Origin of the sequence: Ramlibacter tataouinensis TTB310 (assembly GCF_000215705.1) — a bacterium.
Lineage (GTDB): Bacteria > Pseudomonadota > Gammaproteobacteria > Burkholderiales > Burkholderiaceae_C > Ramlibacter > Ramlibacter tataouinensis.
The window spans coordinates 2,853,915-2,880,097 of sequence record NC_015677.1 but is presented as its reverse complement, the minus strand read 5'-3'; the positions used below and the strand labels follow the sequence as shown (position 1 = coordinate 2,880,097).

Genomic DNA, 26,183 nt, shown 5'->3' with positions numbered 1-26,183 from the left:
CGCGGCGGCGCCGGCTTACTTGCGGCGCCGGCTGCGCGCGGCCGGCTTGGCGGTGCGGGCGCTCTCGCGCCGGTACTGGTCGCGTGCCTGTTCCAGCCACTGCAGCGTCTCGGCATGGCCGAGGAAGCGGCGCAGGTAGTCCATGGACAGCGCCTGCATCAGGCCCAGCGAGCGCAGCACCAGCGCGTGCGAGTTGAGCGGGCCGGCATTGGCCGGTCGCCGCGCCAGGGCCTGTTCCAGCTGGTCCAGCGTGCGGCCGCCTTCCCAGGCGCGGCGGAAGCGGCTCACGCTGGCGAGCTCATGGGGCGGCGAAGCGCCCTCCGGCGCCGCGCGCCGGATGTGCGCGTTCAGCTCGGCCAGCGGCGCACAGGTCGTGTCGGCCGGCGCCGCCGCCGCGGCCGGCGCGGGGGCGCGCAGCCGCAGGGCATAGTCGTCCAGCGCGGACTGCAGCTTGCTCGCCAGCAGGCGGCGCACGGTGGCCCGCTGGCCGGGGATGCGCGCGGACAAGGCCTCCAGGTAGCCGAAGCGCACCGGGTCGGCGCGCCAGTCGCCGCTCTCGCGCAGGGACGCCAGCCTGGCTGCCAGGGCCTGTTCCGGCTCCCCGGTCATCGCGGGGCGGCGGGGGTGGCCGGCGTGCGCGGCACCGGGGCCATTTCCACCCGCCGGTTCAGCGCCCGCCCCTGCTCGCTGGCGTTGGAGGCCACCGGCTGCTCCGGCCCGAAGGCGGCGGCGAACACCTGCGCGGCCGGCATGCCGTCCTCCACCAGCGCGCGCGTCACGTTCAGCGCGCGCTGGGCCGACAGCTCCAGGTTGTCGGCGAAACGGCGGTTGCCTTCCGAGATCGGCTTGTCGTCGGTGAAGCCGCTGACCATGAGCAGCTCGTTGCGCTCGCCCAGGTAGACCCGCAGCGGATGCACCAGGCTCCTGAGCAGCTGCCGCCCCTCGGGCCGCAGCTGGTCGGAGTTGACGGGGAACAGCACGCTGCCGCTGATGCCGATGCGGCCGTTGTCCACCGTGATGCGGCCGGAGGCGAGCGGGACCGCCAGCGCCTTCTCCAGCGCCATGCGGCGCTGCTCCTCGATGCGGCGTTTCTCGATCTCGGCGTTCAGGCTGGCCACCAAGTCCATCTGGCCCACCAGCACGCCCACCAGCACCAGCACGAAGGCGCCCACCAGCCCGGCCATCAGGTCCCCGAAGACCGACCAGACCGGCGCCACGTCCTGCGCGGCGGCGTCGCCGTCGTCCAGTTCGCCGGTCATGCCACGCTTTCCGCCAGCGGCCGCGCCTTGCCCTGCTGCAGCTGGCGCAGGCTGTCCATCACCGCCTGCTGCGAGGCGACGCTCAGCTCGATGACCTCGCGTGCCTGGGCCACGTAGTAGGCCAGCTGCTCGTCGCTGCGCGCGGTGGACCGCTGCAGCGACGCCTCCACGCGCTGCAGGGTCTCGGCCAGCCTGTCCTGGCTGGACTGGAACTGCTGCACGCTGGCGCCGAAGGCCTCGGCCAGGCTGGCCAGTTCCACCGCGCTGCCCGCCGCCTGGGCGGATACGTCGGCGGCCTGCGCCGCCTGCGCCTGCAGCGTCTGCGCGAAGCGATCATGGGCCTGCGCCAGCGCCGTGGCGGCCGAGCCCACCATCGCCTCGATGGCCGTGCGCTGCTGGCCCGAGGCCTGCGCGACCTCGCCCAGGCGCTGGTACAGCTGGCGCGACTCGCCCACCACCTGCGCCATGGCCTGCTCGACCACGGGCCGGATGGCCGCGCCCGCGGCTTGGGTGCCCGCGGCCAAGTGGTCCTGCAGCGAGGCGCCGACCTGCTGCGCCAGCCCGGTGCAGGCGGCCGTTACCTCGCGCTGCAGCTGCGCCTGACGCTCCAGCAGCCGGGTATCCAGCTGCTCGCTGCGGCGCTCGATGCGCTCCATGGTGGCGTGCAGGGCCTGCACCACCTCGGGCAGCGCGCGGGCCTGCGCCTGCAGCGCCAGCAGGGTCTCCTGCCGGTGCTGCGTGGCCGAGAACGGCCGCAGCACGGTGGCGACGCGGGTGTCGAGCAGGCGCGCCACCTCCCCCCGCTCGCGCCGGCTGATCGCGGACATCAGCCCCAGCATGGCCGACGCGGCGACACCGGCCACCGAGGTGCCGAACGACAGGCCCAGCCCGCGGATCGGCTCGGCCAGCGAGGAGCGGATGGCCTGCAGGTCGGTCGAGCCCTGCAGCGCGAATACCGCGCCCTGGAAGGTGACCACCATGCCCAGGAAGGTGCCCAGCATGCCCAGCATGACCAGCAGGCCCGCCAGGTAGGGCGTGAGCGCCGGGCCCGGCAGGACGCCGCGCTCGCCCTCGATGCGCAGGCGCACCACGGGGCGCAGCGCCGCGGGCACCCGCTCCAGCCAGTCGGGCAGGGCGGCGGGCGCAGTGGCCAGGCCCTGCTCCAGGGCATCGTGCAGGGCGGCCGTGGCGGCGCGGAACTGCCGCAGCTCGAACGCGCCCACGCCGTACACCGCGGCGATCAGCACGGTCATGGCCAGGGCCAGCCAGCTGGTGCCGACAAAGCCCAGGCCCACCCAGGCCAGGGCGAGCAGGCCCAGGACGAAGGCGAGGGTGAAGAAGAAACGGTGGCTCATGGCGTGGGTGATCCGGTTTCGTGGCGCAGCGCCTCCAGCAGGCCCATCACGGGCTCCAGCCGGAGGTCCAGCTCGGCCAGCAGGGCTTGGCGCCAGTCGTGCGCGAAGCTGGCGAGCCAGGCGGGATCCGCCGACCGCAGCGCGTTGAAGCGCCGCTCCAGCAGGGCGGCCGTGGTGGGCAGCAGGGCCTGCTCGCGCGGGGCGTGCAGTTGTTCGAAGGCTGCGTCCAGCGTGGCCAGGGGCTGCAGCCGGGGCGCGGTGCGCGCGACGGTCTGCCGCGCATGGTCGCGCAGCGCGCCCACCATCTGGCCCATCTGGCGTTGCAGTTCCAGGTGGCGCTGCTGCCATGGCGCGTAGCCGGCGGCCTCGGCGTCGGCAGCCGCGTAGTGGGCCAGGGCCAGCGGGTCCTGCGCGACGGCCCGGGCCAGCACGCCGCGCACCTTCTGCACCTCCCCGGCCAGCGCCTGGGCTTGCTGGTAGGCCCGCGCCTTCGGCGGCGCGCCGGCGGGCGCAGCACCGCTGACGCGCAGGGACTGCTGCGCCGCCTGCAGCCGGATCGCGTCCAGCGGGCCGATGGCCAGGCCCATGCGCTCGGCCACGTCCATGGCGGACGCGTTCGCGTCGACGGGCGCCCAGGCGGCCAGCAGACGCACCAGATTCGAAGGGCCAATGGGGGTGCTGTACAAAAAACGATCCTCCGCGCCCCAGGCGACCCTGCGGCGGGCCCGTATTAGAAACGATCTGCTGAGCTCAATACCGTCCAGCCGCCGCGCGATTGCATCCAGGCGCTACAGGGGGCTGGCCGGACCCCTCCAGCTCGGCGTAGGAAGGCGGCGTGTCACGCGCGGCCGGGCACACGCCGGCCGCGCGCGTCGCCAGAATCGAGAGCCTGTCCATCCCTCTTCCGCAAGTCTTCGACATGCGACCCGGCACCCCTCTCGCGCGCCTCCTTCCCCTGTTGCTGGCCTGCTGGCTGCTTGCGCTGGGCGGCTGCGCGACGGTCGGCCACGTCGACCGCGCCGAGGTGGCCGGCAAGACCTACGTGGTGACCGGCGCCTCCAGCGGCATCGGCCGCGGCGTCGCGGAGAAGCTGGGATCGATGGGCGCGAACGTGGTGCTGGTCGCCCGCCGCACCGAGCTGCTGCGCGAGGTGGCGGCCGAGGTCCAGGCGCGCGGCGGCCAGGCGCTGCCCGTGACGGCCGACGTCTCGCGGGCCGACGACATGGCCCGGGTCATGCGCGAGACGCTGGCCCGCTTCGGCCCCATCCATGTGTGGATCAACAACGCGGCCGTGGGCACCATCGGCCGCTTCGTGGACGTGCCGCTGGAGGACCACGCGCGCGTGGTCGACGTCAACCTCAAGGGCGTGATCCACGGCAGCCATGTCGCGCTGCGCCAGTTCCGGCAGCAGGGCTTCGGCTCGCTGGTGAACATGGGCTCCATCGAGAGCGAAAGCCCGCTGGCCTACCACGCCTCGTACGCGTCCACCAAAGCGGCGATCCTGGCGCTGGGGCGTGCCCTGAACGAGGAACTGCGCCTGGCCGGCCTGCGCAAGGTGGCTGTCTCCACCGTGATGCCCTGGGCGGTGGACACGCCGTTCTTCCAGCACGCCTCCAACCACAGCGGGCGCGAACCCGCGGTGATCCTGCCGGACGACCCCCGGAAGGTGGCCGACGCGGTCGTCTGGGTGTCGCTGCATCCGCGCGAGGAGTTCCCGGTGGGGTGGAAGGCCAACCTGGCGTACGCGGGCCACCGCGTGGCGCCGGACCTCAGCGAGCGGCTGTCGGCTGATGTGATGCACCGCTACCAGATGGAGAAGGCACCGCCGGCGCCGGCGACCAGCGGCTCGCTCCACCGGCCGGTAGAGGTAGGCCGGGGCGTCGATGGTGGCCACCGGGAGCCGCCGGGTGCCGTCGGTGCTCGGCCGACAGTGCCATAGGACTGGACTGTCCGGAATGCGGCATGAACACCAACAGCGGCCGCCCTCGCATGGGTCTACGGTCACTAGACCAGCAACTTCAGGAGTTATCACATGAACGAGCGTGATCGTGACCAAATGAACAACGAAAAACCCGCCGCCAAGGCCGGTGTCGGCGCCGCCGTCGGTGGCGTGGCGGGCGGCGTGGCCGGCGGCGCGGCCACTGGTGCGCTGGCCGGCGGGCTGACGGGCCCGGCGGGTGCCGTGATCGGCGCTGCCGTCGGTGCCGTGGTCGGTGCGGTGACCGGCCGGCGCGCGAAGGTCGACCATTCCGCGGAAGACACGTACTGGCGCGACAACTACTCGTCGCGGCCGTACGTGAAGAGCGGTGCCAGCTACGACGAGTATTCGCCCGCGTACCGCTACGGCGCGCAGTCGTACGAGAAGTACCCGGACCGCAACTTCGACGACGTCGAATCCGACCTGAGCCGCGACTGGGGCACGGCGCGCGGCACGTCGTCGATGGAGTGGGACCACGCGCGGCACGCCTCGCGCGACGCCTGGCACCGCCTGAGCGACAGCGCCGAGCGCGCCATGCCGGGCGATTCGGACCGCGACGGGCGCTGACCCGCTCAGCCGCGCGTGCCGGTGAACGGCACGCGCGGCCCGCCGGCCAGGGGCCCCACCGTGCCGCTCATGCGGCCGCCGTCGACCGTGCCCTCGAAGCGCAGCGTGCCGGCGGTGCCGCCCGGAACGTCGAACCGGATGGCGCGGCCGCGCAGGCTCGCCAGTTCCAGCGGCACCCGCTGGCTACCGGCCAGGGCGTGGCCGTCCAGCATCTGGAACTGCTGCCGCAGCTGCAGCTGCAGCGAGGCCCCGTCGCCGGCGCGCAGCGTCCAGGCGCCGTCCGCCGAGGCGGGCACGATCCACAGGTGCGCGTCCCGGCCCGACACCTCGTCGGTGCGGTCGGGCGTCCAGGGGCCCATGCGGAACTGGTGCGAGGTGACGCGCGTGCCGGGCTTCATCTTCAGCAGGATGGGGCGCAGCTGCTCGTTCAGGCTGGGCAGCAGGTAGAGCGTGATGACGTCCGCGTCGGAAAAATCGGCCTGGAAGATGTCGCCCTGCGCGAAATCCACCTGCACGCCCGCCTCGCGTGCGTTGCGGCGGGCCAGGGCCACCATGTCCGGGTTGTATTCGATGCCCCGCGCGCGCGCGCCGCGCTTGGCCGCCGCGATGGCGATCTTGCCGTCGCCGGAGCCCAGGTCCACCACCCGGTCCCCCGCCTTGACCTCGGCCAGGTCGAGCATGCGCTGCACCACCGCGTCCGGCGTCGGCACCCAGACCACGTCCTTGCCGGGCTGGCCGACGGTGGGTGTGTAGTCCGCGCCCTCGCGCAGATCGACCTGGGCACAGCCGGGGAGCAGGGGGAAGAACAGGGCGGCGGAGGCGGTGGTGAGGAGTTGGCGGCGGGTGGGTTGCATGGACTCTCCTGGACTGATGACGAAGCCCACGACGGCAAAGCATGGGGCGCCCGAAATAGTGCCAGCAATCCGGCTGGCTGTGGGGCGGCCCTCTGACGACTCAGGCAGCCGGGGCCGTGTACCAGCCCCAGCCCCACAGCAGCACGGCGGCCGCCAGCACCCAGGCCAGTGTTGCCAGCACCAGGGTGGAGACCAGCGGCAGCCGCACGGACAGGCCGTACACCGTCAGCAGGTACACCGCATACGGCAGCAGCGACCACAGGCCGAACAGGGCGGTGGTGCGCAGGTCGGCGCCCGAGCGCTCGGTGCCCACGATGAAGTGCGCGATCAGCGCGAAGGTCGGGAACAGCGGCACCAGGCCCGCGACGTAGAACACGCGCGACCTGGACAGCAGCGCAATCACCAGCACCGCGGCCGCGCCGAGCAGGGATTTGAGCAAGAGGGAGAGCAAGCTTAACCGCCGGATGAGGTGAGCTTAGTAATGGGAAAATGAAGCGCAACCTGTAATAAGCGCGCAAGTCATTCGATGGCAGTGGGAAGAGGCGCTGGGTAAGCTCAAGGTCTTTGCCGAGAACTCGGACCCTCCAACTTGGCTTAGGCAGGCGTCGTCACACCCGGCCGAGTACACGCTAACCGCCGCAAGAATCGGGAGGCCGCGCACCCCTCCTCCGATGGCCTTCGACATGCGACTGGCTCCACCTTGCGTGCCTTCTTCACTCGGTTTGAGGAGCGGGCAAAGCGGCAATCAGGTCCTGGTTATCACCTTCATACTCAAGCTGGACGCGAGCTAAGCGGACATCCGCTTCAAGCGCCGCAACTTTATCTGCTGCCTCGATCTGCGCAACTTGCTCCGGTGTTGGCTCTACACCTTCTGCAATCTTTGGTTTCTTCGGCGCAGTCAACCGCAATCGCACATCAGCGCCATCTGCCAACTTTCGCGCCAACCGCTGTAGCGCCATAGATAAGGAATTCCGGAGCTCGTTCTTTCTTCCCTCGTCGTTACCTTTGTAGTGCTCCTCAATGATTGTTGTCGCGAGAGCATCTAAATCAAATTTCGCTTTCCCTGCATTGTGCTGTTCAATCGGTGCTAGCGCCTCCCTCGGCACATTGGATTTCACAAGCTCGCCGTACAGCTTGCGCATTTTTATTACTTCCCCAAGGATACTATTCACCCCCTTTAGACACTTGCTAACTCCCCATATAAAGGCGGGAGTTCCAGCAAGGTATAGCAACAGCGAGCCTGTAGATACCGTTCGAACCGTTACCGGAGTGCGTTCAGGATCGAAGGCCTCAGATATAGCGGCACAGATTTTGTCCCACTCCCGAGCTTCTTTAGCCAACTCTTCTAACGTATGAGTTTCAGAGGCAAACGGCACTGCGATCCGCATCTCGCCCTCACCACCATCTAAACGTGCGTAATCAACCTGTAGCGTCGTGAAGGCTGAGTCGACTGAACTGATAAGACGGAGCTTGCCGAAGACTTCGTCCCTTAACTTCGTAAGCTCTGCCGATGCGGCTTGAGGCGCCAGCTGATTTTGCGTGATCGCCTTCAATATCCGCCGTGCAAAACCAGTGCCAACATGCCCCTCAAGAGACAAGTCTTCAATGACTTGCGCGACATCTGCATCCTCTGGATCGTTAAGCGAACTGCTATTTAGGGACGATCGAAGATCATCAAGTTGTTCACGGAATACTTTTGCATAGTCCTGATTTCCTGGGCTGGCCGCCACTTGATCAAGTGAAGAAATAAGTCGAGTAAGTTTCGTCTCGATTTCAGTGTTCGATATATCCGAATGTATGACATGAATTGCACGATGAAAACGCGCTAGTTCCATCCTTTTTACCTCGTCTGCGTTATTGCCTTGCTCGACTGTCCTTCAGCGCGGTTGCAGGAGTAAAGGACGGGATAGTGGCTGAAAATAGGGGCTACTTGCCGTAGCTGTCCTTCAGGCCGGTGATGCGGTTGAACACCGGCTTGCCGCCCGCGTGCTCCTTCCGATCCGCCACAAAGTACCCATGCCGCTCAAACTGGAACTTCTCATCCCCCTTCGCTGACGCCAGCGAAGGCTCCAGGTAGGCCGTCACCACCTTCAGCGACTCCGGATTCAACTCCTCGCGCCAGTCGCGGCCTTCCGTCGTATCCGGCTGCGCCACCGAGAACAGCCGGTCGTACAGCCGCACCTCCGCCTTGATCCCATCGGCCACGCCCACCCAGCTGATGTTGCCCTTCACCTTCACCGCATCCGCCCCCGGCGTGCCGCTCTTGGTGTCCGGCACCAGGCGCGCGCGCACGGTCTCGATCTCGCCGGTCGCGGCGTTGCGAGTGGCGCCGATGCACTCCACCACGTGCCCGTACTTCAGGCGCACCTTGTTGCCGGGGAACAAACGGAAGAAGCCCTTGGGCGGCGTTTCCTCGTAGTCGCTGCGCTCGATCCACAGTTCGCGGCCGAACATGAACTTGCGCCGCCCGCGGCTCTCGTCGTGCGGGTGGACCGGGGCGGTGCACTCGTCCAGCTTGTCGTCGCTGCCCATCACCTCGCCCCAGTTCTCGATCACCAGCTTCACCGGATCCAGCACCGCCATCGCGCGGGCCGCCTTCGGGTCCAGGTCGTCGCGCAACGCCGCTTCCAGGATGCTGAAGTCGATCCAGCCGTTGGCCTTGCTCACGCCAATGCGCTCGGAAAACAGCTGCAGGCTCTCGGGCGTGTAGCCGCGCCGGCGCAGGCCCGCGATGGTGGGCATGCGCGGGTCGTCCCAGCCGCCCACGTGGCCCTCGTCCACCAGCGCCTTGAGCTTGCGCTTGCTGGTGATCACGTAGGTCAGGTTCAGCCGCGCGAATTCGTACTGGCGCGGCTGCGGCGTGTTGATCAAACCGCCCTCGCGCAGCCGGTCCAGCAGCCAGTCGTAGAACGGCCGCTGGTCTTCGAACTCCAGCGTGCACAGGCTGTGGGTGATGTTCTCCAGCGCGTCCTCGATGGGGTGGGCGTAGGTGTACATCGGGTAGATGCACCACGCGTCGCCGGTGTGGTGGTGCGCCTCGTGCTTGATGCGGTAGAGGGCCGGGTCCCGCATGTTGATGTTCGGGCTGGCCATGTCGATCTTGGCGCGCAGCACGGCGGCGCCGTCGGGGAGCTTGCCGGCGCGCATCTCGCGCAAGCGGGCCAGGTTCTCGTCCACGCTGCGCGTGCGGAACGGGCTGTCCACGCCCGGCTTGCCGAAGTCGCCGCGGCTGGCGCGCATCGCCTCGGGCGTCTGCTCGTCCACGTACGCCAGGCCGGCCTGGATCAGGTACTCGGCGGCCCGGTACATAAAGTCGAAGTAGTCGCTGGCCTGGTAGAGGTGGCTGGTGCCGTTCGCGTCCCAGGAAAAACCCAGCCAGCGCACGGCGTCCTTGATGCTGTCGACGTACTCCTGCTCTTCCTTTTCCGGGTTGGTGTCGTCGAAGCGCATGTGGCACACGCCGCCGTAGTCGCGCGCCAGGCCGAAGTTCAGGCAGATGCTCTTGGCATGGCCCACGTGCAAATAACCGTTGGGCTCGGGCGGGAAGCGGGTGCGGATGCGGGCCGGGTCGGGCTGGCCGGCCTGGTGGGTGGCCGCGTCGGCGGGGTGGCCCGCCCAGTGGCGGCCGGCATAGGTGCCCTGGGCCAGGTCCCTGTCGATCACCTGGCGCAGGAAATTGCTGGGTTTTAGGCTGTCTTTATCGGCGGGCGACGTCATATAGAAACCATTTTAGGTGGCCGGGTCATCGGTGACTGACTGAAGGCTGAGTTACGTCTGGCAACGGACTTGACCGAACGGCCGTAATCGGGCGCTTGGGCCCGGCGTTAAATGGGAACCAGGGCCAGGTGCCCTCCACCCGCAAGGAGCTTCCATGTTCATCAGCCGTTCCCTTGTCCTCCAGGCCGCCTCGGCCCTGCTGGGGCTGGCGGCACTGGCCGCCGCGCCGCTGGCGCAGGCGCGCGACAACGTCTACTGGTCCATCGGCGTGGACGCGGCCCCGGGCGTCTCGGTCGGCGTGGGCAACCACCGGCCGGTGGTGGTGCAGCCGGCTCCCGTCTATGTGCAGCCCGCCCCGGTCTACGTGCAGCCGGCGCCGGTCTATGCGCCGCCCCCGATGTACGTCTACCCCCAGCCGGTCTACACCCAGCCGCAGGTGGTCTACCCGCGCGGCTACCGGCACGGCTACGTCCAGCCGGCCCCCGTGTACGTGCAGCCGGCCCCGGTGTACTACGGCGGCCGCGGCCATGGCTACTACGGTCACGGCCATCGCCACTGGAAGGACGACCGGGACGACCGCAGGCACTGGAGGCACGGCCACGACGATCGCAGGCACTGGAAGAAGCACCACCGCGACCACGACGATTGATCGCGGAACCTCAGGTTTCCAAGGGTACCCCCGGCCGTGCGCGGTCCGGGGGTTTTTTTCGCGTGGCGCAGCCGCCGGCCTCAGCCGTCGGCCTGGTTGGACTTGTCCTCGTCCTCGTCCAGGGACTTGTCCTTGTTCGGCGGATAGGTGGAGCGCAACAGGTCCTTGAGCACCAGCTGGTCGGCCAGGTGCGGCCGCAGGCTTTCCACGCCATAGCCGCTCTTGCCGCGCTTGAGCGCGCGGCTTACCGGGCCTTCGGCGCGTACCTTGGACCGGCCGGGGGTGCGTTTGTCCTCCGGGTCTCGGGCGGTGGGGTGGTCGCTGAGAGCCATGCCCTGTAAGGTAAGGCCGCCGCTGCTGATCCCATGCCCGACCCGGTCAGCACCACCGGTAGGAGCATCCCTACTCGACCCTATCGCCTCGTTGTGTCAACAAGCGTAAGCGGGCGCAACCGGCGGGCAAAAAAAGGCCCCCAGGCGGTGGGCCTGGGGGCAACATGCCAGTCGCGGGACGGAGGGCCGGACCAGCTCACCCCGGAGGAGGAGGGGACTCAGAGGAGTCGGGGTGATCGGGTTGTAGTAGACCGTTTCACCTGCTGGCTTCTTGTAGGACAGCGCCGACATCATGTGCCGGACACTGCCGCAGCTGGACCGTTGCGTCCCGTTTGTTCTTACATCGCGGCCTTGTAGAAGATGTAGTCGGCCTGGTACTTCACCATCTGCTTGGCGCCCAGGTTGGCCTGGGTGCAGGCCGCGGCCGGGGCCACGCCGCCCTGGGTGGCCACGCGCTGGATGTAGGTGGTGCCGCTCATGGCGCCGGTGCCGGTGGCGGGGTTGGCCTTGACCAGCTGCAGCGGGATGTTGCCGGTGGCATTGGGGGCCACGGCCACCTGGGTGGCGGTCAGCTTGGAGCCGTCCATGCTTTCCCAGGTCGCGGGCGGGCCGTAGTACTTGCCCACCTGCTTGCCGGCGCGGTCCATCAGCTTGGCATCGGGGCCCGCGAACACCCATTCGAACTGGCCGGCGGCACCGGCCTTGGCCCGGCATTCGTAGGTGATCTCGCCCACGCCCACGGTTTCCATGGCCACCCGGTTGCCGGCCGGCACCTGGACGGCGGCCGGCAGCGTGGCTTGGTCGTAAGCCTTGGCCGAGGCCATCGGGTTGCCGGCGCAGGCGGCCAGCAGGGCGGCCGCGCTGGCGGCGAGGGCGGTACGGATCATCATGGTTTCAAGCTCCTTGATTCGGGTTGCTTTGGTTTGGGAGAACATCGGACGCAAGCGTCTGGGCGACTACGCGGCAGTTGCCGAGGCGGATTCAAGCACATCCATAAAAGACCGGGTCGGCCCCGGCCTACCGGGCCTGCCGTGCGCCGACTACGATGCGGTCCCGTGCGCTTTCTAAGCTGGCCCTATGAGCAACGATAAAAATGTCAGCGACCAGATCGTCGAGCGGCTGCACGCCTGGGGCGTGCGCCGCGTCTTCGGCTACCCCGGCGACGGCATCAACGGCGTCATGGGCGCCCTGAACCGCCAGCAGGACCGGGTGGAGTTCGTCCAGACGGCGCACGAGGAGCTGGCTTCCTTCATGGCGACGGCCCATGCCAAGTTCACCGGCGAGGTCGGCGTGTGCATCGCCACCTCGGGCCCCGGCGCCATCCACCTGCTCAATGGCTTGTACGACGCCAAGGCCGACCACCAGCCGGTGGTGGCCCTGGTGGGCCAGCAGGCGCGCGCCGCGCTGGGCGGCGATTACCAGCAGGAGGTGGACCTCCTCAGCCTGTTCAAGGACGTGGCCGGCGAGTTCGTGCAGATGGCCGCCTCGCCCGGCCAGGTGCGGCACCTGATCGACCGCGCCATGCGCATCGCGCGCGACCGGCGCAGCGTGACCTGCGTGATCCTGCCCAGCGATCTGCAGCGCGAGAAGGCGGTGGAGGAGCCGCCGCACCAGCACGGCACGGTGCACAGCGGCATCGGCGTGACGGTGCAGACCGGCGCGCCCGACCCGGCCCAGCTGCAGGGCGCGGCCGACCTCCTCAACGCCGGCGAGCGGGTCGCCATCCTGGCCGGCGCCGGCGCGCTGCATGCGGGCGCCGAGCTGGTCGAGGTGGCCGACTGCCTGGGCGCGGGCATCGCCAAGGCGCTGCTGGGCAAGGCTGCGGTGCCGGACGACCTGCCGTTCGTCACCGGCGCCATCGGACTGCTGGGCACCGACGCCAGCTGGGAGCTGATGGACCAGTGCGACACGCTGCTGATGGTGGGCACCTCCTTCCCGTACTCCGAGTTCCTGCCGCGCGAGGGGCGGGCGCGGGCGGTGCAGATCGACATCGACGGCCGGCGCCTGGGCCTGCGCTACCCGACCGAGGTGAACCTGGTGGGCGACAGCCGGGCCGTGCTGCGCGCGCTGCTGCCCCTGCTGCAGCCCAAGGTGGACCGCGAATGGCGCCAGCGCATCGAGGCCGGCGTGGCGCGCTGGCAGCAGGTGCTGCGCGAGCGCGCCCTGGTGGAGTCCGCCGGGCCGATCAACCCGCAGCGGGTGTTCCACGAGCTCTCGCCGCGGCTGCCGCAGGACGCCATCCTCGCCTGGGACTCGGGCACGGTGGCCGCCTGGTACGCCCGCAACATCCAGATGCGGGGGCAGATGATGGGCTCGGGCTCGGGCGGCCTCGCCTCCATGGGCTGCGCCATCCCCTACGCGCTGGCCGCCAAGTACGCCCATCCCGGCCGGCCGGTGGTGGCGCTGGTGGGCGACGGCGCGATGCAGATGAGCGGCATCAACGCCCTGATCAACATCGCGCGCGACTGGAAGCGCTGGAGCGACCCGCGCCTGCTGGTGCTGGTGCTGAACAACGGCGACCTGAACATGGTGACCTGGGAGCAGCGCGGCACCGAGGGCGAGCCGCGCTTCGACAAGTCCCAGCTGCTGCCGGAGTTCTCGTACGCCGAGTACGCGCGCATGCTGGGGCTGCGCGGCGTGCGCATCGACCGGCCCGGCCTGGTGGCGCTGGCCTGCGAGGAGGCCTTCGCCACCGACCGGCCGGTGCTGCTGGAGATGGTGACCGACGCCAACGTGATGCCGATCCCGCCGAACGTCACCCGGGAGCAGGCCGCGCAGTTCACCGAGGCGCTGCGCAAGGGCGACGGGCAGGCGCTGGAGGTGATCAAGTCCACCGCCCGGCAGGTCTGGGCCGGGCTGCGCGGGCGCAAGGCGCCCAGCTCCTCATCTTCGTCCTGATCACATCGCCTTGAAGCGGTGGGCGTACAGGCGGCTGACCGGCAGCTGTTCGGGCCGGCCGCGCAGCGTGAGCGTGAGCCGGCCCGCCTCGTCGCGCAGCACCCGGTCGATGGCGGTGGCCCGCACCAAGGTGCCGCGGTGCACCTGCCAGAAGGCCTGCGCATCCAGCTGCGGCAGCAGTTCCTTGAGCGGCGTGCGGATCAGGTACTCCTGGCCGGCGGTGAGCACGCGCACGTACTTGTCGGCGGCCTCGAACACCAGCACCTCGGCCACCGGCACCAGGCGGATGGTGCTGCCCATGCCGGCCTGGATCACGGTGAGCGGCGCTGCCGGCGGCGCCGCCGCGCCGGCCAGCAGCGGACGCAGCTGGGCCAGCGCCTGCTCCAGCTGGGCGTTGCCGGTACCGCGGCCGGCCAGCTGCTGCTGCACCCGGGCCACGGTGCGGGCCAGCCGGGCCGGCTGCACCGGCTTGAGCACGTAGTCCACGGCCTGGGCCTCGAAGGCCTGGACCGCGTACTGGTCGTAGGCCGTGACGAACACCAGCGCGGGAAAGGGCTGGCCGTCCGGCCAGGCGTCGGCCAGCTCGGCGGCCGCTTCCAGGCCGCTCATCCCGGGCATGCGGATGTCGAAGAACAGCACGGCGGGCCGCAGCGCCAGCGCCTGCGCCACGGCCGCCGCGCCGTCGCCCACGCTGGCGGCGATGCGCAGGGCGGGCCAGGCGCGCGCCAGCTCGGCCTGCAGGGCCTGCGCCAGCAGGGGCTCGTCCTCGGCGATCAGGGCGGTGGGGGCGGCGTTCATGCGGGCAGCGGCAGCCGGATGGTGGTGCGCGTCCCGCCGGAGGCGATGGGCGCCAGCTCCAGGGTGGCGGCGGGGCCGAACAGGGTGGCCAGGCGGTCGCGCACCTGGCCCAGGCCGAAGCCGTGCCCGTCGGCCGGCGGCGTGCCGGCCAAGCCGGCACCGGTATCGGCGACTTCCAGCACCAGCATCCCGCCCTCGCGCCGGGCGTCGACCACGATGCGGCCGCCCCGGACCTGCGGCTCCAGGCCGTGCTGCAGGCTGTTCTCCACCAGCGGCTGCAGCAGCAGCGTGGGCACGGGCTGCTGCGCCAGCTGCGGCGGCAGGTGCAGCTCGTAGGCCAGGCGCGGCCCCATGCGGATGGCCATCAGCGCCAGGTAGTCGTGCAGGCGCTGGAACTCGGCCGCCAGCGGATGCGTGACGCTGCGCGAGGCGCCCAGCGTGGCGCGCAGGTAGGCGATCAGGTGGTCCAGCATCTGCTGCGCGCGCGGCGCGTCCACCGCGATCAGCGCGCGCAGGTTCGCCAGCGTGTTGAACAGCATGTGCGGCGCGAGCTGGGTCTCCAGCAGCTTGAGCCTGGCCTCGGTCGCCTCGCGCTGCAGCTGCGCCTGGCGCTCGCGCGCCTGGGCCATGTGCTCGCGGCTGGCGAACCAGTAGGTGACCACCACGCCGGCGCCCAGGCTGAGCACCAGGAAGCCCAGCGCCCGGCGCGGCTGGCCGGCCCATTCGACGAAGGGCACGCGCCCCAGGGCCCGGTCGGTGGCGGCGATCCCCACGGCATAGCCGACCGCCACGCCGGCCGGCGCGATCGCCACCATGCGGCGCCACTGCGTGCTCCAGTCCCGGATCAGCAGCATCTGCCCGCCGTCGATGGCCGCCCAGATCGACAGGCCGATCCCCTGCGAATACAGCAGGTTGCGCCCGAAGGGCTCGTCGCCGAAGGCCGTGAGGCCCAGCGCGATCAGCGTGTTGGCCGCGGCCGCCTGTACCCCGCGCAGGGCGAACGACAGGGACAGCGGGCGGCGCGGCGGCATGCGCCGCAGTATGCCCGGCGCGCCCACCGGCTCACACCAGGCCCAGCCAGCGGCCCAGCACCAGGTCGCCCAGGTAGCGCCCGGGCAGCAGGGTGAAGGCGCCGGCCACCAGGCAGGCGCTGACGTACAGGATCTGCATCCAGCGCCGGTGGCCCCGGATGTCGCCGCGCGCCAGCAGCCGGAAGGCGATGACCAGGCTGCCCAGCGTGGCCGGCACCAGCAGGTGGATGGGCGTGTAGCCGGCGATGTTGGGCAGCCGGAAGTCGCGGATGAAGACTGCGCTGAGCGCGGCCGCCACCATCAGCGTGACCCAGGCGTAGCCGGCCGCGCGGTGCAGGCGCGGGCGCTGGGTGCGGCCGCGCCGGGCCCACAGCGCGACCGGGCCGAGGGCCACGGCCGCCAGGGCGGCGCTCATGTGGATGGCGATGAGGGGGGTGAACTGCATGGCGGCCTCCGGCGGTGTGGACGGCAGGCACTGTGGGCGCCACGGGCCGGGCGCGCCACCGCCCTGCGACGAATTGCAGGACAAGGGCGCGAAATGCCGACAGCGCGGCGCCAAACGCCAGCCCGGCGGCCCGCGAATGGATGACCCACGGTGATAATCCGCCGCTCGCAGTGGTTGCGAAACCGAGAGGGGATGCGTTGGACGTTGTGTTGCTGGTCAAGGCCGCCATCATGGGTGTGGTGGAGGGGCTGACCGAGTTCCTGCCGATCTCGAGCACGGGCCACCTGATCCTGGCCGGAGCCCTGCTGGGGTTCCACGACGCCAAGGCCAAGGTGTTCGAGATCGCGATCCAGACCGGCGCCATCCTGGCGGTCATCATCGTGTACTGGCAGAAGATCCGCGGCACGCTGGCCGCGCTGCCAACCGAGCGGCAGGCCCGGCAGTTCGCCGCCAACGTGGCGATCGGCTTCCTGCCGGCCGTGCTGCTGGGCCTGGCGTTCGGCAAGGCGATCCAGGCCCACCTGTTCACGCCGGCGGTGGTGGCCACCACCTTCATCCTGGGCGGCTTCGTGATCCTGTGGGCCGAGCGCCGGCCGCAGGACGCGGTGCGCATCCACGACGCCGACCAGATGCGCTGGCAGGATGCGCTCAAGGTCGGCCTGGTGCAGTGCTTCGCCATGATCCCCGGCACCAGCCGCAGCGGCGCCACCATCATCGGCGGCATGCTGCTGGGGCTGTCGCGCAAGGCGGCGACCGACTTCTCCTTCTACCTGGCCATCCCCACCCTGGTGGGCGCGGGCGTGTACAGCCTGTACAGGCAGCGCGCCCTGCTGAGCGCGGCCGACATCCCGATGTTCGGGGTCGGGCTGCTGTTCTCGTTCCTGAGCGCCTGGCTGTGCGTGCGCTGGCTGCTGCGCTACATCTCCAGCAACAGCTTCACGCCCTTCGCCTGGTACCGCATCGCCTTCGGCATCCTGGTGCTGCTCACCTCGTGGGCCGGCTGGGTGGACTGGTCGGCCTGAGCGGGCGCCACTGCCCCTCCGGCTGGGCCAGCCGGTCGGCCACGAGGCGCATCACCTCGGGATTGGTGGCCATGCCCAGGTGGCTGGCCGACACCTCCACGCTTTCGGTGACGGGGCCCTTCTTCTCGATGCAGCCGCGCCAGCTGACCACGCCGTCGGTCCTGCTGTAGACCGAGGTGGTGGGCACCGGCGGCGTCTGGCGCAGCCGCGCCTGCAGCTGCGGCGTGAGCTGCGAGGTGTTGCCACCCATCAGCTTGTACAGGCTTTCCGCGTGGGTGGCGCCGCCGCCCATCGCGGCGAACGGCGTGCCCAGTGTGATGACCTGGCGCACGGCCCGGGGCGCCAGCTTGGCGATCTCGCGCGCGTACACGCCGCCCAGGCTCCAGCCGACCAGGCTGACGGCGCGGCCGCTGCGCCGGTGCAGGGCGCGCACGTCGTCCACCAGGGCGGCCATCCAGTCGTCGAACAGGCCCTCGGGCCCGGTGTTGACGCCGCGGCCCCAGCAGTGGGCGTGGAAGCCCGACGCCATCAGGAAGCGCCGCAGGTGCGAGGTGGTGAAGGGCGCGCCGCCCAGGCCGGGGAACACGACCACCGGGTGGCCGTCGCCGACGGGTTGCGCATGGGTGCCGAGCTTGGCGGCGCAGAAATCGAACATGGCGCGCAGCGGCTCCATGGCCAGCAGGGACAGGGGCGGCGCCGGGTAGGCGGGCGAGGGGGACAGCAGGTGCGTGTTGCTCATGCCCTCAATCTGCGGCTTGACATGGCTGTGCCGTGTAGGACGAGGACAGCCATGCTGCGCTGCAACATCCCACAGCCGTGCCTCACAGCGCGAGCAGGGCGGCTTCGATGGCGGCGGCCGTGGCCTGCGGCTTCTCCATGGGGAACAGGTGCGAGCCGTCCAGCAGGGTCATGCGGCCTTCGGTCACCTGCCGCGTCATGGCCGTGCCGACCTGCCGCATCTCCTCGGACTGCAGGCCGCCGATGAAGGCCACCGGGCATTGCGGCGGATGCCGCTTGAGCAGGCGGTCCAGGTTGTCCGGCAGGGTGTTGTAGATCGCGGTCTCGACGTCGCGGTCGAAGCTGAGCACGCGCTCACCACGATCGTCGTGGGTGCAGTGCGTGACGTAGTCGTAGAGCACCTGCTCCTCCCAGTGGGCGAAGGCCTTCTTGTGGCGGAAGTGCTCGAAGGCGGCTTCGCGGCTGGGCCAGCGGTTCTTGCGCCGGCGGCTCACCCGGCCCGGCGAGATCGAGCCGACCAGCTGCGTGCTCTTTGCGGCGCCCAGGGCGCGCGCCTTCCAGCCGCCCAGCAGGGGCGAGTCCAGCAGCAGCACGCCGCGCGCCAGATGCGGGTGCCGCGCCGCGCACATCAGGCTCAGGAAGCCGCCCAGCGAGTGGCCGACCAGGAAGGCCGGCTCGCCGGCCTTGTCCACCTCGCGCCCGGCGAAGTCGTGCAGCTGCGAAACCAGGTGCGGCCAGTTGTCGCTGACCGGGTAGCGCGGGTCGTGGCCGAACCTGTCCACGGCCCGCACCAGGAAGCCGCGCGAGCGCAGGTGCTTGAACAGCACGCCGTAGGTGCCCGCGGGGAAGCTGTTGGCATGGGAGAAGACGACGAGGCTCAACGCGCGATCCGGCTCAGATGAGCTTTTCCTCCGGGCGGGTGATCTTGCGCAGGGGCGCCGCGCGGCCGTCGGCCACCTTCAGCGGCGTGTCGGTGTGGGCATCGTCCCAGACCGGGTCCTCCAGGCTGTCGAACACCTCGCGCAGCTTCTGGCCCCAGCTGTTGTGCAGCATGCGGTAGTAGGGGTTGGCCATGTCGATGCACACCAGCCGGTCGGTCTCGAAGCGGCCGGCCTCGTAGACCACCAGGTCCAGCGGCGGTCCGACCGACAGGTTGGACTTCATGGTCGAGTCCATGGACACCAGGGCGCACTTGGCGGCCTCGTCCAGCGGCGTGTCGGGCGTGATCACGCGGTCCAGCACCGGCTTGCCGTACTTGGACTCGCCGATCTGGAAGTAGGGCGTCTCCAGCGTGGCCTCGATGAAGTTGCCGGCCGAGTACACGTGGAACAGGCGCATGCCCTCGCCGCGGACCTGGCCGCCGAAGATCAGCGAGACGTTGAACTCCACGCCGGCATGGCGCAGCGACTCGGCGTCGCGGTCGTACACGCGGCGCACCGCCTGGCCCAGCACGCGGGCGGCGTCGAACATGCTGCGCGCGTTCCAGATGGTGATGGCTTCGCCGCCGTCCGGGTCCTTGAGCTGCTCGACCTGCAGGATCTCGCGCACCGACTGCGAGATGGAGAGGTTGCCCGCCGACAGCAGCACCATGAAGCGGTCGCCGGGGCGCTCGTACACGATCATCTTGCGGAAGGTGCTGATGTGGTCCACGCCCGCGTTGGTGCGCGAGTCGGACAGGAACACCAGGCCGGCGTTGAGCTTGATGCCCACGCAGTAGGTCATTGCTTGCTCCCTGTTCTTTTCAGTTGGTACAGCGCGTCCAATGCCTCGCGCGGGCTCATGGTATCCGGGTCCAGGGCCGCCAGCGCCGCCTCGACCGCGCTGGTCGCGGGCGCGGCCGCCTCGGGCGGCGGCGCGAACAGGTCGACCTGCTCGCGCGAGAGCTGCTGCTGCGTCTCCAGCGCCGCCAGCGCATGGCCGGCGTGCCTGACCACGGCCGCCGGCATGCCCGCCAGGCGCGCCACCTGGATGCCGTAGCTGCGGCTGGCCGGCCCGGGCTGGATCTCGTGCAGGAACACGACGTCGCCGCCCGACTCGGCCGCGCTCACGTGCATGTTCACCGCGCAGTGGTGCCGGGCCGGGAACTCGGTGAGCTCGAAGTAGTGGGTGGCGAACAGGGTGAAGGCCTGGGTCCTGTCGTGCAGGTGCGCGGCGATGCCGGAGGCCAGCGCCAGGCCGTCGAAGGTGGAGGTGCCGCGGCCGATCTCGTCCATCAGCACCAGCGACTGCGGCGTGGCGGCGTGCAGGATCTGCGCCGCCTCAGTCATCTCCAGCATGAAGGTGGACTGGGCGTTGGCCAGGTCGTCGGCCGCGCCGATGCGGGTGTGGATGGCATCCATGGGGCCCAGGCGGCAGGCCGCCGCCGGCACGTACGAGCCCATGGACGCGAGCAGGCAGATCAGCGCCACCTGGCGCATGTAGGTGCTCTTGCCGCCCATGTTGGGGCCGGTGATCACCTGCATGCGCTGCTTCGGGCCCAGCCGCGTGTCGTTGGCGATGAAGGCGCCGCTGCTGGTCTCGGCCAGGCGCGCCTCCACCACCGGATGCCGGCCGCGCTCGATCTCGATGCCCGGTTCCTTCATGAACCGCGGGCGGCACCAGCCCAGCGTGAGCGAGCGCTCGGCCAGGGCGCACAAAGCGTCCAGCGAGGCGATGGCGCGTGCCAGGCGGGCCAGGGCGGGCACATGCGCCTGCAGCCGGTCGAGCAATTGCTCGTACAGCCATTTCTCGCGCGCCAGGGCGCGCTCCTGCGCCGACAGCGCCTTGTCCTCGAAGGCCTTGAGCTCGGGCGTGATGAAGCGCTCGGCGTTCTTCAGCGTCTGGCGGCGCCGGTAGTCGGCCGGCACCTTGTCCAGCTGGCCCTGGCTCACCTCGATGTAGAAGCCGTGCACCCGGTTGAACTGCACCCGCAGGTTGGCGATGCCGGTGCGGGCGCGCTCCTGGGCTTCCAGCGCCAGCAGGAAGCCGTCGGCGTTGTCCTGGATGGCGCGCAGCTCGTCCAGCTCGGCGTCGAAGCCGGCCGCGATCACGCCGCCGTCGCGCACCAGGGCCGCGGGCTCGTCCAGCAGGGCCTGCTGCAGCAGCGAGGCGCAGCCCGGCGGCGGCACCAGGTCCGCCGCGACCTGCGCCAGCAGCGCCGGCAAGCCGTCCAAGGTAGGCGCCAGCTGTTCGGCCTTGTTCAGCGACTGGCGCAGGCCCACCAGCTCGCGCGGGCGCACCTGGCGCAGGGCGATGCGCGCCGTGATCCGCTCGATGTCGCTGGTGCCCTTGAGGCGCTCGCGCAGGCGCTCGAACAGGCCTTGCTCGCGCAGCTGCGCGATGGCGTCGTGCCGGGCCGTCGCCTGGCCGCGGTCTCGCCGCGGCTCCAGCAGCCAGCATTTGAGCGCCCGGCTGCCCATGCCGGTCATGCAGGTGTCCAGCAGGGAGAAGAGCGTGGGCGAATCCTCGCCGCGCAGTGTCTGCACCAGCTCCAGGTTGCGCCGCGTCGTGACCGGCAGGGCGATCAGCTCGTCGTCGCGCTGCACCTGCAGGTCGTGCACGTGGGAGAGCTGGCGGCCCTGGGTGTGCTCGGCATAGGCCAGCAGCGCACTGGCGGCGGCATGTGCCTGCGCCAGCGCCTCGGCGCCCCAGGCCGCCAGCGTGGCGGCGTTGAGGTGCTCCATCAGTTTGCGCAGGCCCAGGCCGGCGTCGAACTGGAAGGCCGGGCGCACGGTGAGCGAGACCGGCCGCAGCGCCTTGAGCCGCTGCTCGAAGGCCGGCGTCACCTCGGCGCTGTAGACGATCTCGCTGGGCGCGATGCGGGTGACCCAGGCCTCCAGCTCGTCGCCGGCGCATTCGGCCAGCTGCAGCGCGCCCTGGGTCACGCTCAGCCAGGCCAGGCCCAGGCGATGCCGCGAGCCCTGGTGCACGGCCAGCAGCAGGGCCTCGCTCTTGTCGTTCAGCAGCTCGGTGTCGGTCAGCGTGCCGGGCGTCACCACGCGCACCACCTTGCGCTCCACAGGGCCCTTGCTCGCGCCCACGTCGCCCACCTGCTCGCAGATGGCCACCGACTCGCCCAGCTTGATCAGGCGCGCCAGGTAGGTCTCCACCGAGTGGAAGGGCACGCCGGCCATGGTCACCGGCTGGCCGGCCGACTGGCCGCGCCGCGTGAGCGTGATGTCCAGCAGGCGCGCCGCCTTCTCCGCGTCCTGGTAGAACAGCTCGTAGAAGTCGCCCATGCGGTAGAACACCAGCGTCTGCGGGTGCTGCGCCTTGATGGCCAGGTACTGGGCCATCATGGGCGTGTGGGCGGACAGGTCGGGGGACTCGGCAGCGGCGCTGGTCATCGGCCGGCGATTATCCCGCGCCGCCGGCCGGGCCCGGCCGCGGCCGGCTAGATCTGCACCCGCGTGCCCAGCTCGATCACGCTGTTGGCCGGGATACCGAAGAAATCGACGGCCCGCCCGGCATTGCGCGACAAGGTCTCGAACAGGTGCTGCCGCCAGCGCGACATCGTGGCCGAAGGCCGGGGCACCACGGTCTCGCGGCTCAGGAAGTACGAGGTGTCGAACGGATCGATGTCCAGCCCCTGGCGGCCCGCCAGCTCGAGCGCCTGCGGCACGTTGGGCTGTTCCGTGAAACCGAAGCGCAGCTCGGCCTGCCAGAAGCCACGGCCGACGTCCCGCACACGCAGGCGATCCGCCGGCGCCACGGTGGGTTCGTCGGCGAATTCGACGGTCAGGACGATGTTACGCCGGTGCAGCACCAGGTTGTGCTTGATGTTGTGCAGCAGGGCCTGCGGCACCAGCGCACGTTCGGCCGACAGGAAGACGGCCGTGCGGTCCACCCGGGCGACGGTGTCGCCCGGGTCCAGGCCGGCCACGAAGTCCGGCAGCGTCAGCGTGTCGGCGTGCACGGCCCGGGACAGCAGTTCCCGGCCACGCTTCCAGGCCGACATGACGGCCAGCAGCCCCGCGGCGAGGACCAGCGGGAACCAGCCGCCCTCGAGCACCTTCACCGAGCACGAAGCCAGCAGCAGGGTGTCCAGCGCCACGAAGAAGGCGGTGGCGCCGATCGCCACCCACGCCGGGTAGCCCCAGCTGCGGCGCACCACGAAGTAAGTCAGCAGCGTCGTGATGAGCATGGTCCCGGTGACCGCGATGCCGTAGGCCGAGGCCATGGACGACGAGGTGCCGAAGAACAGGCAGGCGAGCACGACCGCCACGAGCAGGATGCCGTTGACGGCGGGGATGTAGATCTGGCCGCGCTCATGCGCCGAGGTATGGACGATGGTCATGCGGGGCAGGAAGCCCAGCTGCATGGCCTGCTGGGTGAGCGAATAGGCGCCGGAGATCACCGCCTGCGAGGCGATGATGGTCGCGGCCGTGGCCAGGGCGACGGCCGGCAGCAGCAAGCCTTCCGGGAAGCTCAGGTAGAACGGGTTGGAGGCCGCGGCGGGTACGCGCAGCAGCAGCGCCCCCTGGCCCGCGTAGTTGAGCGCCAGCGCCGGCAGCACCACCGTGCTCCAGGCCAGCCGGATCGGGCCTTTGCCGAAGTGGCCCATGTCGGCGTACAGCGCTTCGGCGCCGGTGATGGCCAGCACCACCGCCCCCACGGCCAGGAACAGCCCCCAGCCGCGCTCGGCCAGGAAGCGCCACGCATGCCGCGGGTCCAGCGCCTGGAGGATCTCGGGGGCTTGCGCGATCTGCCACATCCCCACGGCCGCCAAGGTGGAGAACCACAGCACGATCACCGGGCCGAACCAGCGCCCGACGGCGGCCGTGCCACGGCTCTGGACGGCGAATAGCGCCACCAGGATGCCCACCGACGCTGGCAGCACCCACGGCTTGAGGGTGGGCGTGACGACTTCCAGGCCCTCGACGGCGCTGAGCACGGAGATGGCCGGCGTCAGCACCGCGTCCCCGTAGAAGAGGCACGCGCCGAACGCACCCAGCACCAGCAGCCGCGAGCGAAGCGCCGGCCGGTCGGCCACCGTGCGCGAGGCCAGGGCCAGCAGGGCCATGATGCCGCCTTCGCCCTTGTTGTCCGCCCGCGTGATCAGCACCACGTACTTGAGCGTGACCACGAGCATGAGAGCCCAGAACACCACCGACACCGCGCCCACGACGGTGGCGGGGTTGAGCGGGACGCCGGTGCCGGCATCGAAGATGGTCTTGATGGTGTAGAGCGGGCTGGTGCCGATGTCGCCGTACACCACCCCGAGGGCGGCGAGGGCGAGGGTGGCGGTGGCCTGCTTGCGCGGCGCGGTGGCCAGCGTGGCGGTGGACATTCGGGCTCCCGATCGTTGAGGAGCCCCGGTTGTCACCCCGGCCGCATAAAAAATGCATAAACGGCCCGCGCCCGGTCTACTCGTCGGCAAGACGGTAGCCGGCCCCCAGCTCGGTCAGCAGATAGCGCGGCTCGGCCGGGTTGGCCTCCAGCTTGGCGCGCAGGTGGCCCATGTAGATGCGCAGGTAATGCAGCTGGTCCACCTGCTCGGCGCCCCACACTGCCGCCAGCAGCTGCCGGTGCGTCACGACCCGCCCCTGGGCGGCCGCCAGCACTTCGAACAGGCGCAGCTCGCGCGGTGTGAGATGGATCGGCGCGCCACGCAGGCGCAGCTCGCGCGAGCCTCGGTCGAAGGCCAGTTCGCCGACCCGCAGCACCGGCGCGGGCAGTGGCGCGGCGGCGGCGCGGCGCAGCATGGCGCGTACGCGGGCCAGCAGCTCGCCCATGCCGAAAGGCTTGGCCAGGTAGTCGTCGGCGCCGGCGTCCAGCGCCTCGATCTTCTGCGGCTCCTGGGCGCGCGCCGAGAGCACCAGCACCGGCACCCCGCTGGTCTGCCGCAGCCGGGCAATGAAGGCGACGCCGTCTTCGTCCGGCAGGCCGAGGTCCACCAGGAGCAGGTCCGCCGGCGCGGCGGCCAGCTCCGCCTCGGCCTGGGCGACCGTTCCGACCCGGCGCGGCAACAAGCCGGCCGCGCTCAGGCTGGCGCAGACGAACCGGGCGATGGCCGGCTCGTCCTCGACGACCAGCACCGAGGCCTTGCTCACGCTGGGTCCTGTACCGGCACTGCAGCGGCCGGCAGGTCGACACGGAACTCCGCGCCCGGCTCGCAGCGCTTCGCGGTGATGCGCCCGCCATGCGCCTGCACGCACAGTTGGCAGATCGCCAGGCCCAGGCCGGTGCCGCCCGCGCGCCCGCCGGCCGCACTGCGCCAGCGCGCGAACAGCTTCGCCGGGTCGCCCGGCGGCAGCCCCGTGCCATGGTCACGCACCGCGATGAAGACACCTTCACGGCTCTTGCCGAGCTGGACGGCGATGCGTGGCGGCGAGCCGCCATGGCGTACCGCGTTGTCCACCAGGTTGGCGATGGCCTGCGCCAGCAGGCCGGCCTCGGCCTGCACCGGCGGCAGCCCGTGCGGCGCCCTCAGCTGGATGGATGCCTGGGGCCAGCGCCGGCGCACCCGCGCCACCGCCGCGCCCAGGACGTCCTCGATGGACTCCCACCGGAGGCCGAGCTGGGCCAGCGGCTGGGACAGCCGGGCGACCTGCAGGATGTTGTCGGCCATCGACGCCATGTCCAGCGCCTCGTCTTCGAGGCTGCCCAGCAGGCGCTGGCGCTCCAGGCCCGGCATGTCGTCGCCGCGGATACGCAGCAGGCTGGCCGTGCCGACGATGCCGGCCAGCGGCGTGCGCAGGTCGTGCGAGAGCGACGCGAGCAGCGTATTGCGCGCCGCCTCGGCGCTGGCAGCCTGCTCGGCCCGCGCCGCGGCCGCCGCCGCGCGCTCGCGCTCCACCGCCAACCCGACCTGGCGCGCGAGCGCGTGCCAGTGCGCCACCGTGTCCGCCGGAGGCGCCGCTCGCGCGGGCAGCAGCAGCTGGACGGCGCCCGCCGGCCGGTGCCGGGAAAACGGCGCGCACCACAGGGGCAGTTCGGGCCAGTCCAGGCAGCCCCGGCCCAGCGGCCGGCCGTTCGCGATGGCCCATTCGGCTGGCTGCCGCTGGAACGCACCGTCGGCGGGCGCGGCTTCCCGCGTGAGTGCGCCCTCCGTGTCCTGGGTCAGGAACACCGCACACGGCAGGTCCAGCGTGCCATGCAGAAAGGCCGCAGCGGCCCGCGCCATCGCGTGGTGGTCGCGGGTGAGCGCCATCGCTTCGCCCAGCGCATGCAGCTCAGCGGCTTGCACCTGTCCGCGCTCCGCCTGCTGCCTGCGCTCGCGCAGGCGGGCGACGAGTGCGTTCAAGCCCAGCGTCAGGCCCAGCAGGGAAGCGAGCAGCCACCAGTACTCCGGGCCGTCCACGGACAGCGAGCGCCGCGGCGGCACGAAGAAGTAGTTGAGCGCCACGACGCAGAGCAGGGCGGCCAGGGCGGCCGGCCCCATCGCCAGCACCACGGCCCCGGCCACTGCCGCCACCAGATAGACCATGGCCAGACCGGCCACAGACATGGCCGGATCCAGCACCGCGCTGGCCGCCGTTGCCGCTGCCGCGGGCACCCACGCCGCAACCCAGGCGAATCTGCCGAGCGACTGCAAAGGGGCCGGTGGCCGCGTGTTCATG

General features: G+C 70.7%; 25 protein-coding genes. 5 read left to right on the top strand and 20 right to left on the bottom strand.

The window, feature by feature from the left end:
- Positions 1 to 15: 15 nt before the first annotated feature.
- The 4 genes from RTA_RS13840 to RTA_RS13825 are packed head-to-tail and all read right to left on the bottom strand — an operon-like array spanning position 16 to position 3,300.
- A complete protein-coding gene (locus tag RTA_RS13840) occupies positions 16 to 609 on the bottom strand; it encodes a DUF2894 domain-containing protein (RefSeq protein ID WP_041675591.1) in 594 nt (197 codons plus the stop codon).
- On the bottom strand, positions 606 to 1,259 hold the full coding sequence (locus RTA_RS13835) for an OmpA family protein (protein WP_013902038.1): 654 nt from the start codon (positions 1,257 to 1,259) through the stop codon (positions 606 to 608). Before RTA_RS13835 ends, RTA_RS13840 begins: the two co-directional genes overlap by 4 nt.
- Positions 1,256 to 2,614 (bottom strand): coiled-coil domain-containing protein, encoded by a 1,359-nt coding sequence (locus RTA_RS13830; RefSeq protein ID WP_013902037.1) that lies wholly within the window; start codon positions 2,612 to 2,614, stop codon positions 1,256 to 1,258. The genes RTA_RS13835 and RTA_RS13830 overlap by 4 nt, the downstream gene beginning before the upstream one ends.
- Positions 2,611 to 3,300, bottom strand: coding sequence for a DUF3348 family protein (locus RTA_RS13825; protein WP_013902036.1), 690 nt, complete (start codon positions 3,298 to 3,300; stop codon positions 2,611 to 2,613). The genes RTA_RS13830 and RTA_RS13825 overlap by 4 nt, the downstream gene beginning before the upstream one ends.
- Before the next feature lie 149 nt (positions 3,301 to 3,449).
- On the opposite strand from RTA_RS13825, the gene RTA_RS13820 reads away from it, so the two are divergent.
- A complete protein-coding gene (locus RTA_RS13820) occupies positions 3,450 to 4,553 on the top strand; it encodes an SDR family NAD(P)-dependent oxidoreductase (RefSeq protein WP_013902035.1) in 1,104 nt (367 codons plus the stop codon).
- 117 nt (positions 4,554 to 4,670) lie between these two features.
- Positions 4,671 to 5,159, top strand: coding sequence for a glycine zipper domain-containing protein (locus RTA_RS13815; RefSeq protein WP_226986076.1), 489 nt, complete (start codon positions 4,671 to 4,673; stop codon positions 5,157 to 5,159).
- Positions 5,160 to 5,164: 5 nt separating this feature from the next.
- Here RTA_RS13815 and RTA_RS13810 read toward each other — a convergent pair whose 3' ends face one another.
- The 4 genes from RTA_RS13810 to RTA_RS13800 form a co-directional block, all read right to left on the bottom strand.
- Positions 5,165 to 6,013 (bottom strand): class I SAM-dependent methyltransferase, encoded by an 849-nt coding sequence (locus RTA_RS13810; RefSeq protein WP_013902033.1) that lies wholly within the window; start codon positions 6,011 to 6,013, stop codon positions 5,165 to 5,167.
- A gap of 100 nt (positions 6,014 to 6,113) precedes the next feature.
- Entirely contained in the window at positions 6,114 to 6,464 is a 351-nt protein-coding gene (locus tag RTA_RS13805) for a GlpM family protein (RefSeq protein ID WP_013902032.1), read from the bottom strand.
- Positions 6,465 to 6,726: 262 nt separating this feature from the next.
- Positions 6,727 to 7,848: a hypothetical protein gene (locus RTA_RS20780; RefSeq protein WP_013902031.1), complete on the bottom strand. Its 1,122-nt coding sequence runs from the start codon at positions 7,846 to 7,848 to the stop codon at positions 6,727 to 6,729.
- Between the two features lie 91 nt (positions 7,849 to 7,939).
- Positions 7,940 to 9,730, bottom strand: a complete 1,791-nt coding sequence (locus RTA_RS13800; RefSeq protein WP_013902030.1) for a glutamine--tRNA ligase/YqeY domain fusion protein — start codon at positions 9,728 to 9,730, stop codon at positions 7,940 to 7,942.
- Positions 9,731 to 9,884: 154 nt separating this feature from the next.
- On the opposite strand from RTA_RS13800, the gene RTA_RS13795 reads away from it, so the two are divergent.
- On the top strand, positions 9,885 to 10,379 hold the full coding sequence (locus RTA_RS13795; protein WP_013902029.1) for a hypothetical protein: 495 nt from the start codon (positions 9,885 to 9,887) through the stop codon (positions 10,377 to 10,379).
- An 80-nt stretch (positions 10,380 to 10,459) separates the two neighbouring features.
- Here the strand turns inward: RTA_RS13795 and RTA_RS13790 are convergent, their stop codons facing one another.
- Complete coding sequence (locus RTA_RS13790; protein ID WP_041675590.1) at positions 10,460 to 10,711, bottom strand: hypothetical protein; 252 nt, start codon at positions 10,709 to 10,711, stop codon at positions 10,460 to 10,462.
- 338 nt (positions 10,712 to 11,049) lie between these two features.
- Positions 11,050 to 11,601 (bottom strand): DUF3455 domain-containing protein, encoded by a 552-nt coding sequence (locus RTA_RS13785; protein ID WP_013902027.1) that lies wholly within the window; start codon positions 11,599 to 11,601, stop codon positions 11,050 to 11,052.
- A gap of 187 nt (positions 11,602 to 11,788) precedes the next feature.
- Between RTA_RS13785 and RTA_RS13780 the strand changes: the two genes are divergently transcribed.
- Positions 11,789 to 13,609: a thiamine pyrophosphate-requiring protein gene (locus RTA_RS13780; protein WP_013902026.1), complete on the top strand. Its 1,821-nt coding sequence runs from the start codon at positions 11,789 to 11,791 to the stop codon at positions 13,607 to 13,609.
- Here the strand turns inward: RTA_RS13780 and RTA_RS13775 are convergent, their stop codons facing one another.
- Genes RTA_RS13775 through RTA_RS13765 form a run of 3 tightly spaced genes read right to left on the bottom strand, consistent with a single transcriptional unit; the run spans position 13,610 to position 15,883 of the window.
- The gene (locus tag RTA_RS13775; protein WP_013902025.1) at positions 13,610 to 14,407 is read right to left on the bottom strand and encodes a LytR/AlgR family response regulator transcription factor; all 798 of its coding nucleotides are present in this window, start codon (positions 14,405 to 14,407) and stop codon (positions 13,610 to 13,612) included.
- Positions 14,404 to 15,438, bottom strand: coding sequence for a sensor histidine kinase (locus RTA_RS13770; RefSeq protein WP_041675589.1), 1,035 nt, complete (start codon positions 15,436 to 15,438; stop codon positions 14,404 to 14,406). The genes RTA_RS13775 and RTA_RS13770 overlap by 4 nt, the downstream gene beginning before the upstream one ends.
- A 31-nt stretch (positions 15,439 to 15,469) precedes the next feature.
- Entirely contained in the window at positions 15,470 to 15,883 is a 414-nt protein-coding gene (locus RTA_RS13765) for a DUF2306 domain-containing protein (protein ID WP_013902023.1), read from the bottom strand.
- 197 nt (positions 15,884 to 16,080) lie between these two features.
- On the opposite strand from RTA_RS13765, the gene RTA_RS13760 reads away from it, so the two are divergent.
- On the top strand, positions 16,081 to 16,905 hold the full coding sequence (locus RTA_RS13760; protein WP_013902022.1) for an undecaprenyl-diphosphate phosphatase: 825 nt from the start codon (positions 16,081 to 16,083) through the stop codon (positions 16,903 to 16,905).
- Here the strand turns inward: RTA_RS13760 and RTA_RS13755 are convergent.
- The 7 genes from RTA_RS13755 to RTA_RS13725 all read right to left on the bottom strand — a co-directional run bounded on the left by RTA_RS13755 (position 16,868) and on the right by RTA_RS13725 (position 26,182).
- Positions 16,868 to 17,644, bottom strand: coding sequence for an esterase/lipase family protein (locus RTA_RS13755; protein WP_013902021.1), 777 nt, complete (start codon positions 17,642 to 17,644; stop codon positions 16,868 to 16,870). The two genes, RTA_RS13760 and RTA_RS13755, sit on opposite strands and share 38 nt — an antisense overlap.
- Positions 17,645 to 17,726: 82 nt before the next feature.
- Positions 17,727 to 18,524 (bottom strand): alpha/beta hydrolase, encoded by a 798-nt coding sequence (locus RTA_RS13750; protein ID WP_013902020.1) that lies wholly within the window; start codon positions 18,522 to 18,524, stop codon positions 17,727 to 17,729.
- A 13-nt stretch (positions 18,525 to 18,537) separates the two neighbouring features.
- Complete coding sequence (locus RTA_RS13745) at positions 18,538 to 19,365, bottom strand: proteasome-type protease (protein ID WP_013902019.1); 828 nt, start codon at positions 19,363 to 19,365, stop codon at positions 18,538 to 18,540.
- The gene (mutS, locus tag RTA_RS13740) at positions 19,362 to 21,968 is read right to left on the bottom strand and encodes a DNA mismatch repair protein MutS (RefSeq protein WP_013902018.1); all 2,607 of its coding nucleotides are present in this window, start codon (positions 21,966 to 21,968) and stop codon (positions 19,362 to 19,364) included. Before mutS ends, RTA_RS13745 begins: the two co-directional genes overlap by 4 nt.
- A 47-nt stretch (positions 21,969 to 22,015) precedes the next feature.
- The gene (locus RTA_RS13735) at positions 22,016 to 23,911 is read right to left on the bottom strand and encodes a potassium transporter Kup (RefSeq protein ID WP_013902017.1); all 1,896 of its coding nucleotides are present in this window, start codon (positions 23,909 to 23,911) and stop codon (positions 22,016 to 22,018) included.
- A gap of 76 nt (positions 23,912 to 23,987) precedes the next feature.
- Positions 23,988 to 24,674 carry a response regulator gene (locus tag RTA_RS13730; protein WP_013902016.1) on the bottom strand — a complete coding sequence of 229 codons (687 nt, stop codon included), beginning with the start codon at positions 24,672 to 24,674 and terminating at the stop codon, positions 23,988 to 23,990.
- On the bottom strand, positions 24,671 to 26,182 hold the full coding sequence (locus tag RTA_RS13725; RefSeq protein ID WP_081466278.1) for an ATP-binding protein: 1,512 nt from the start codon (positions 26,180 to 26,182) through the stop codon (positions 24,671 to 24,673). The genes RTA_RS13730 and RTA_RS13725 overlap by 4 nt, the downstream gene beginning before the upstream one ends.
- Position 26,183 lies beyond the last annotated feature (1 nt).

Excerpts from the sequence above, each read along its gene's own strand:
- RTA_RS13735 (WP_013902017.1), bottom strand. The coding sequence starts at position 23,911 with ATGTCCACCGCCACGCTGGCCACCGCGCCGCGCAAGCAGGCCACCGCC.
- RTA_RS13790 (WP_041675590.1), bottom strand. The coding sequence starts at position 10,711 with ATGGCTCTCAGCGACCACCCCACCGCCCGAGACCCGGAGGACAAACGC.
- RTA_RS13815 (WP_226986076.1), top strand. The coding sequence starts at position 4,671 with ATGAACAACGAAAAACCCGCCGCCAAGGCCGGTGTCGGCGCCGCCGTC.
- RTA_RS13800 (WP_013902030.1), bottom strand. The coding sequence starts at position 9,730 with ATGACGTCGCCCGCCGATAAAGACAGCCTAAAACCCAGCAATTTCCTG.
- RTA_RS13780 (WP_013902026.1), top strand. The coding sequence starts at position 11,789 with ATGAGCAACGATAAAAATGTCAGCGACCAGATCGTCGAGCGGCTGCAC.
- RTA_RS13830 (WP_013902037.1), bottom strand. The coding sequence starts at position 2,614 with ATGAGCCACCGTTTCTTCTTCACCCTCGCCTTCGTCCTGGGCCTGCTC.
- RTA_RS13725 (WP_081466278.1), bottom strand. The coding sequence starts at position 26,182 with ATGAACACGCGGCCACCGGCCCCTTTGCAGTCGCTCGGCAGATTCGCC.
- RTA_RS13765 (WP_013902023.1), bottom strand. The coding sequence starts at position 15,883 with ATGCAGTTCACCCCCCTCATCGCCATCCACATGAGCGCCGCCCTGGCG.
- RTA_RS13745 (WP_013902019.1), bottom strand. The coding sequence starts at position 19,365 with ATGACCTACTGCGTGGGCATCAAGCTCAACGCCGGCCTGGTGTTCCTG.
- RTA_RS13795 (WP_013902029.1), top strand. The coding sequence starts at position 9,885 with ATGTTCATCAGCCGTTCCCTTGTCCTCCAGGCCGCCTCGGCCCTGCTG.
- RTA_RS13840 (WP_041675591.1), bottom strand. The coding sequence starts at position 609 with ATGACCGGGGAGCCGGAACAGGCCCTGGCAGCCAGGCTGGCGTCCCTG.
- RTA_RS13810 (WP_013902033.1), bottom strand. The coding sequence starts at position 6,013 with ATGCAACCCACCCGCCGCCAACTCCTCACCACCGCCTCCGCCGCCCTG.
- RTA_RS13835 (WP_013902038.1), bottom strand. The coding sequence starts at position 1,259 with ATGACCGGCGAACTGGACGACGGCGACGCCGCCGCGCAGGACGTGGCG.
- RTA_RS20780 (WP_013902031.1), bottom strand. The coding sequence starts at position 7,848 with ATGGAACTAGCGCGTTTTCATCGTGCAATTCATGTCATACATTCGGAT.
- RTA_RS13755 (WP_013902021.1), bottom strand. The coding sequence starts at position 17,644 with ATGAGCAACACGCACCTGCTGTCCCCCTCGCCCGCCTACCCGGCGCCG.
- mutS (WP_013902018.1), bottom strand. The coding sequence starts at position 21,968 with ATGACCAGCGCCGCTGCCGAGTCCCCCGACCTGTCCGCCCACACGCCC.
- RTA_RS13770 (WP_041675589.1), bottom strand. The coding sequence starts at position 15,438 with ATGCCGCCGCGCCGCCCGCTGTCCCTGTCGTTCGCCCTGCGCGGGGTA.
- RTA_RS13785 (WP_013902027.1), bottom strand. The coding sequence starts at position 11,601 with ATGATGATCCGTACCGCCCTCGCCGCCAGCGCGGCCGCCCTGCTGGCC.
- RTA_RS13775 (WP_013902025.1), bottom strand. The coding sequence starts at position 14,407 with ATGAACGCCGCCCCCACCGCCCTGATCGCCGAGGACGAGCCCCTGCTG.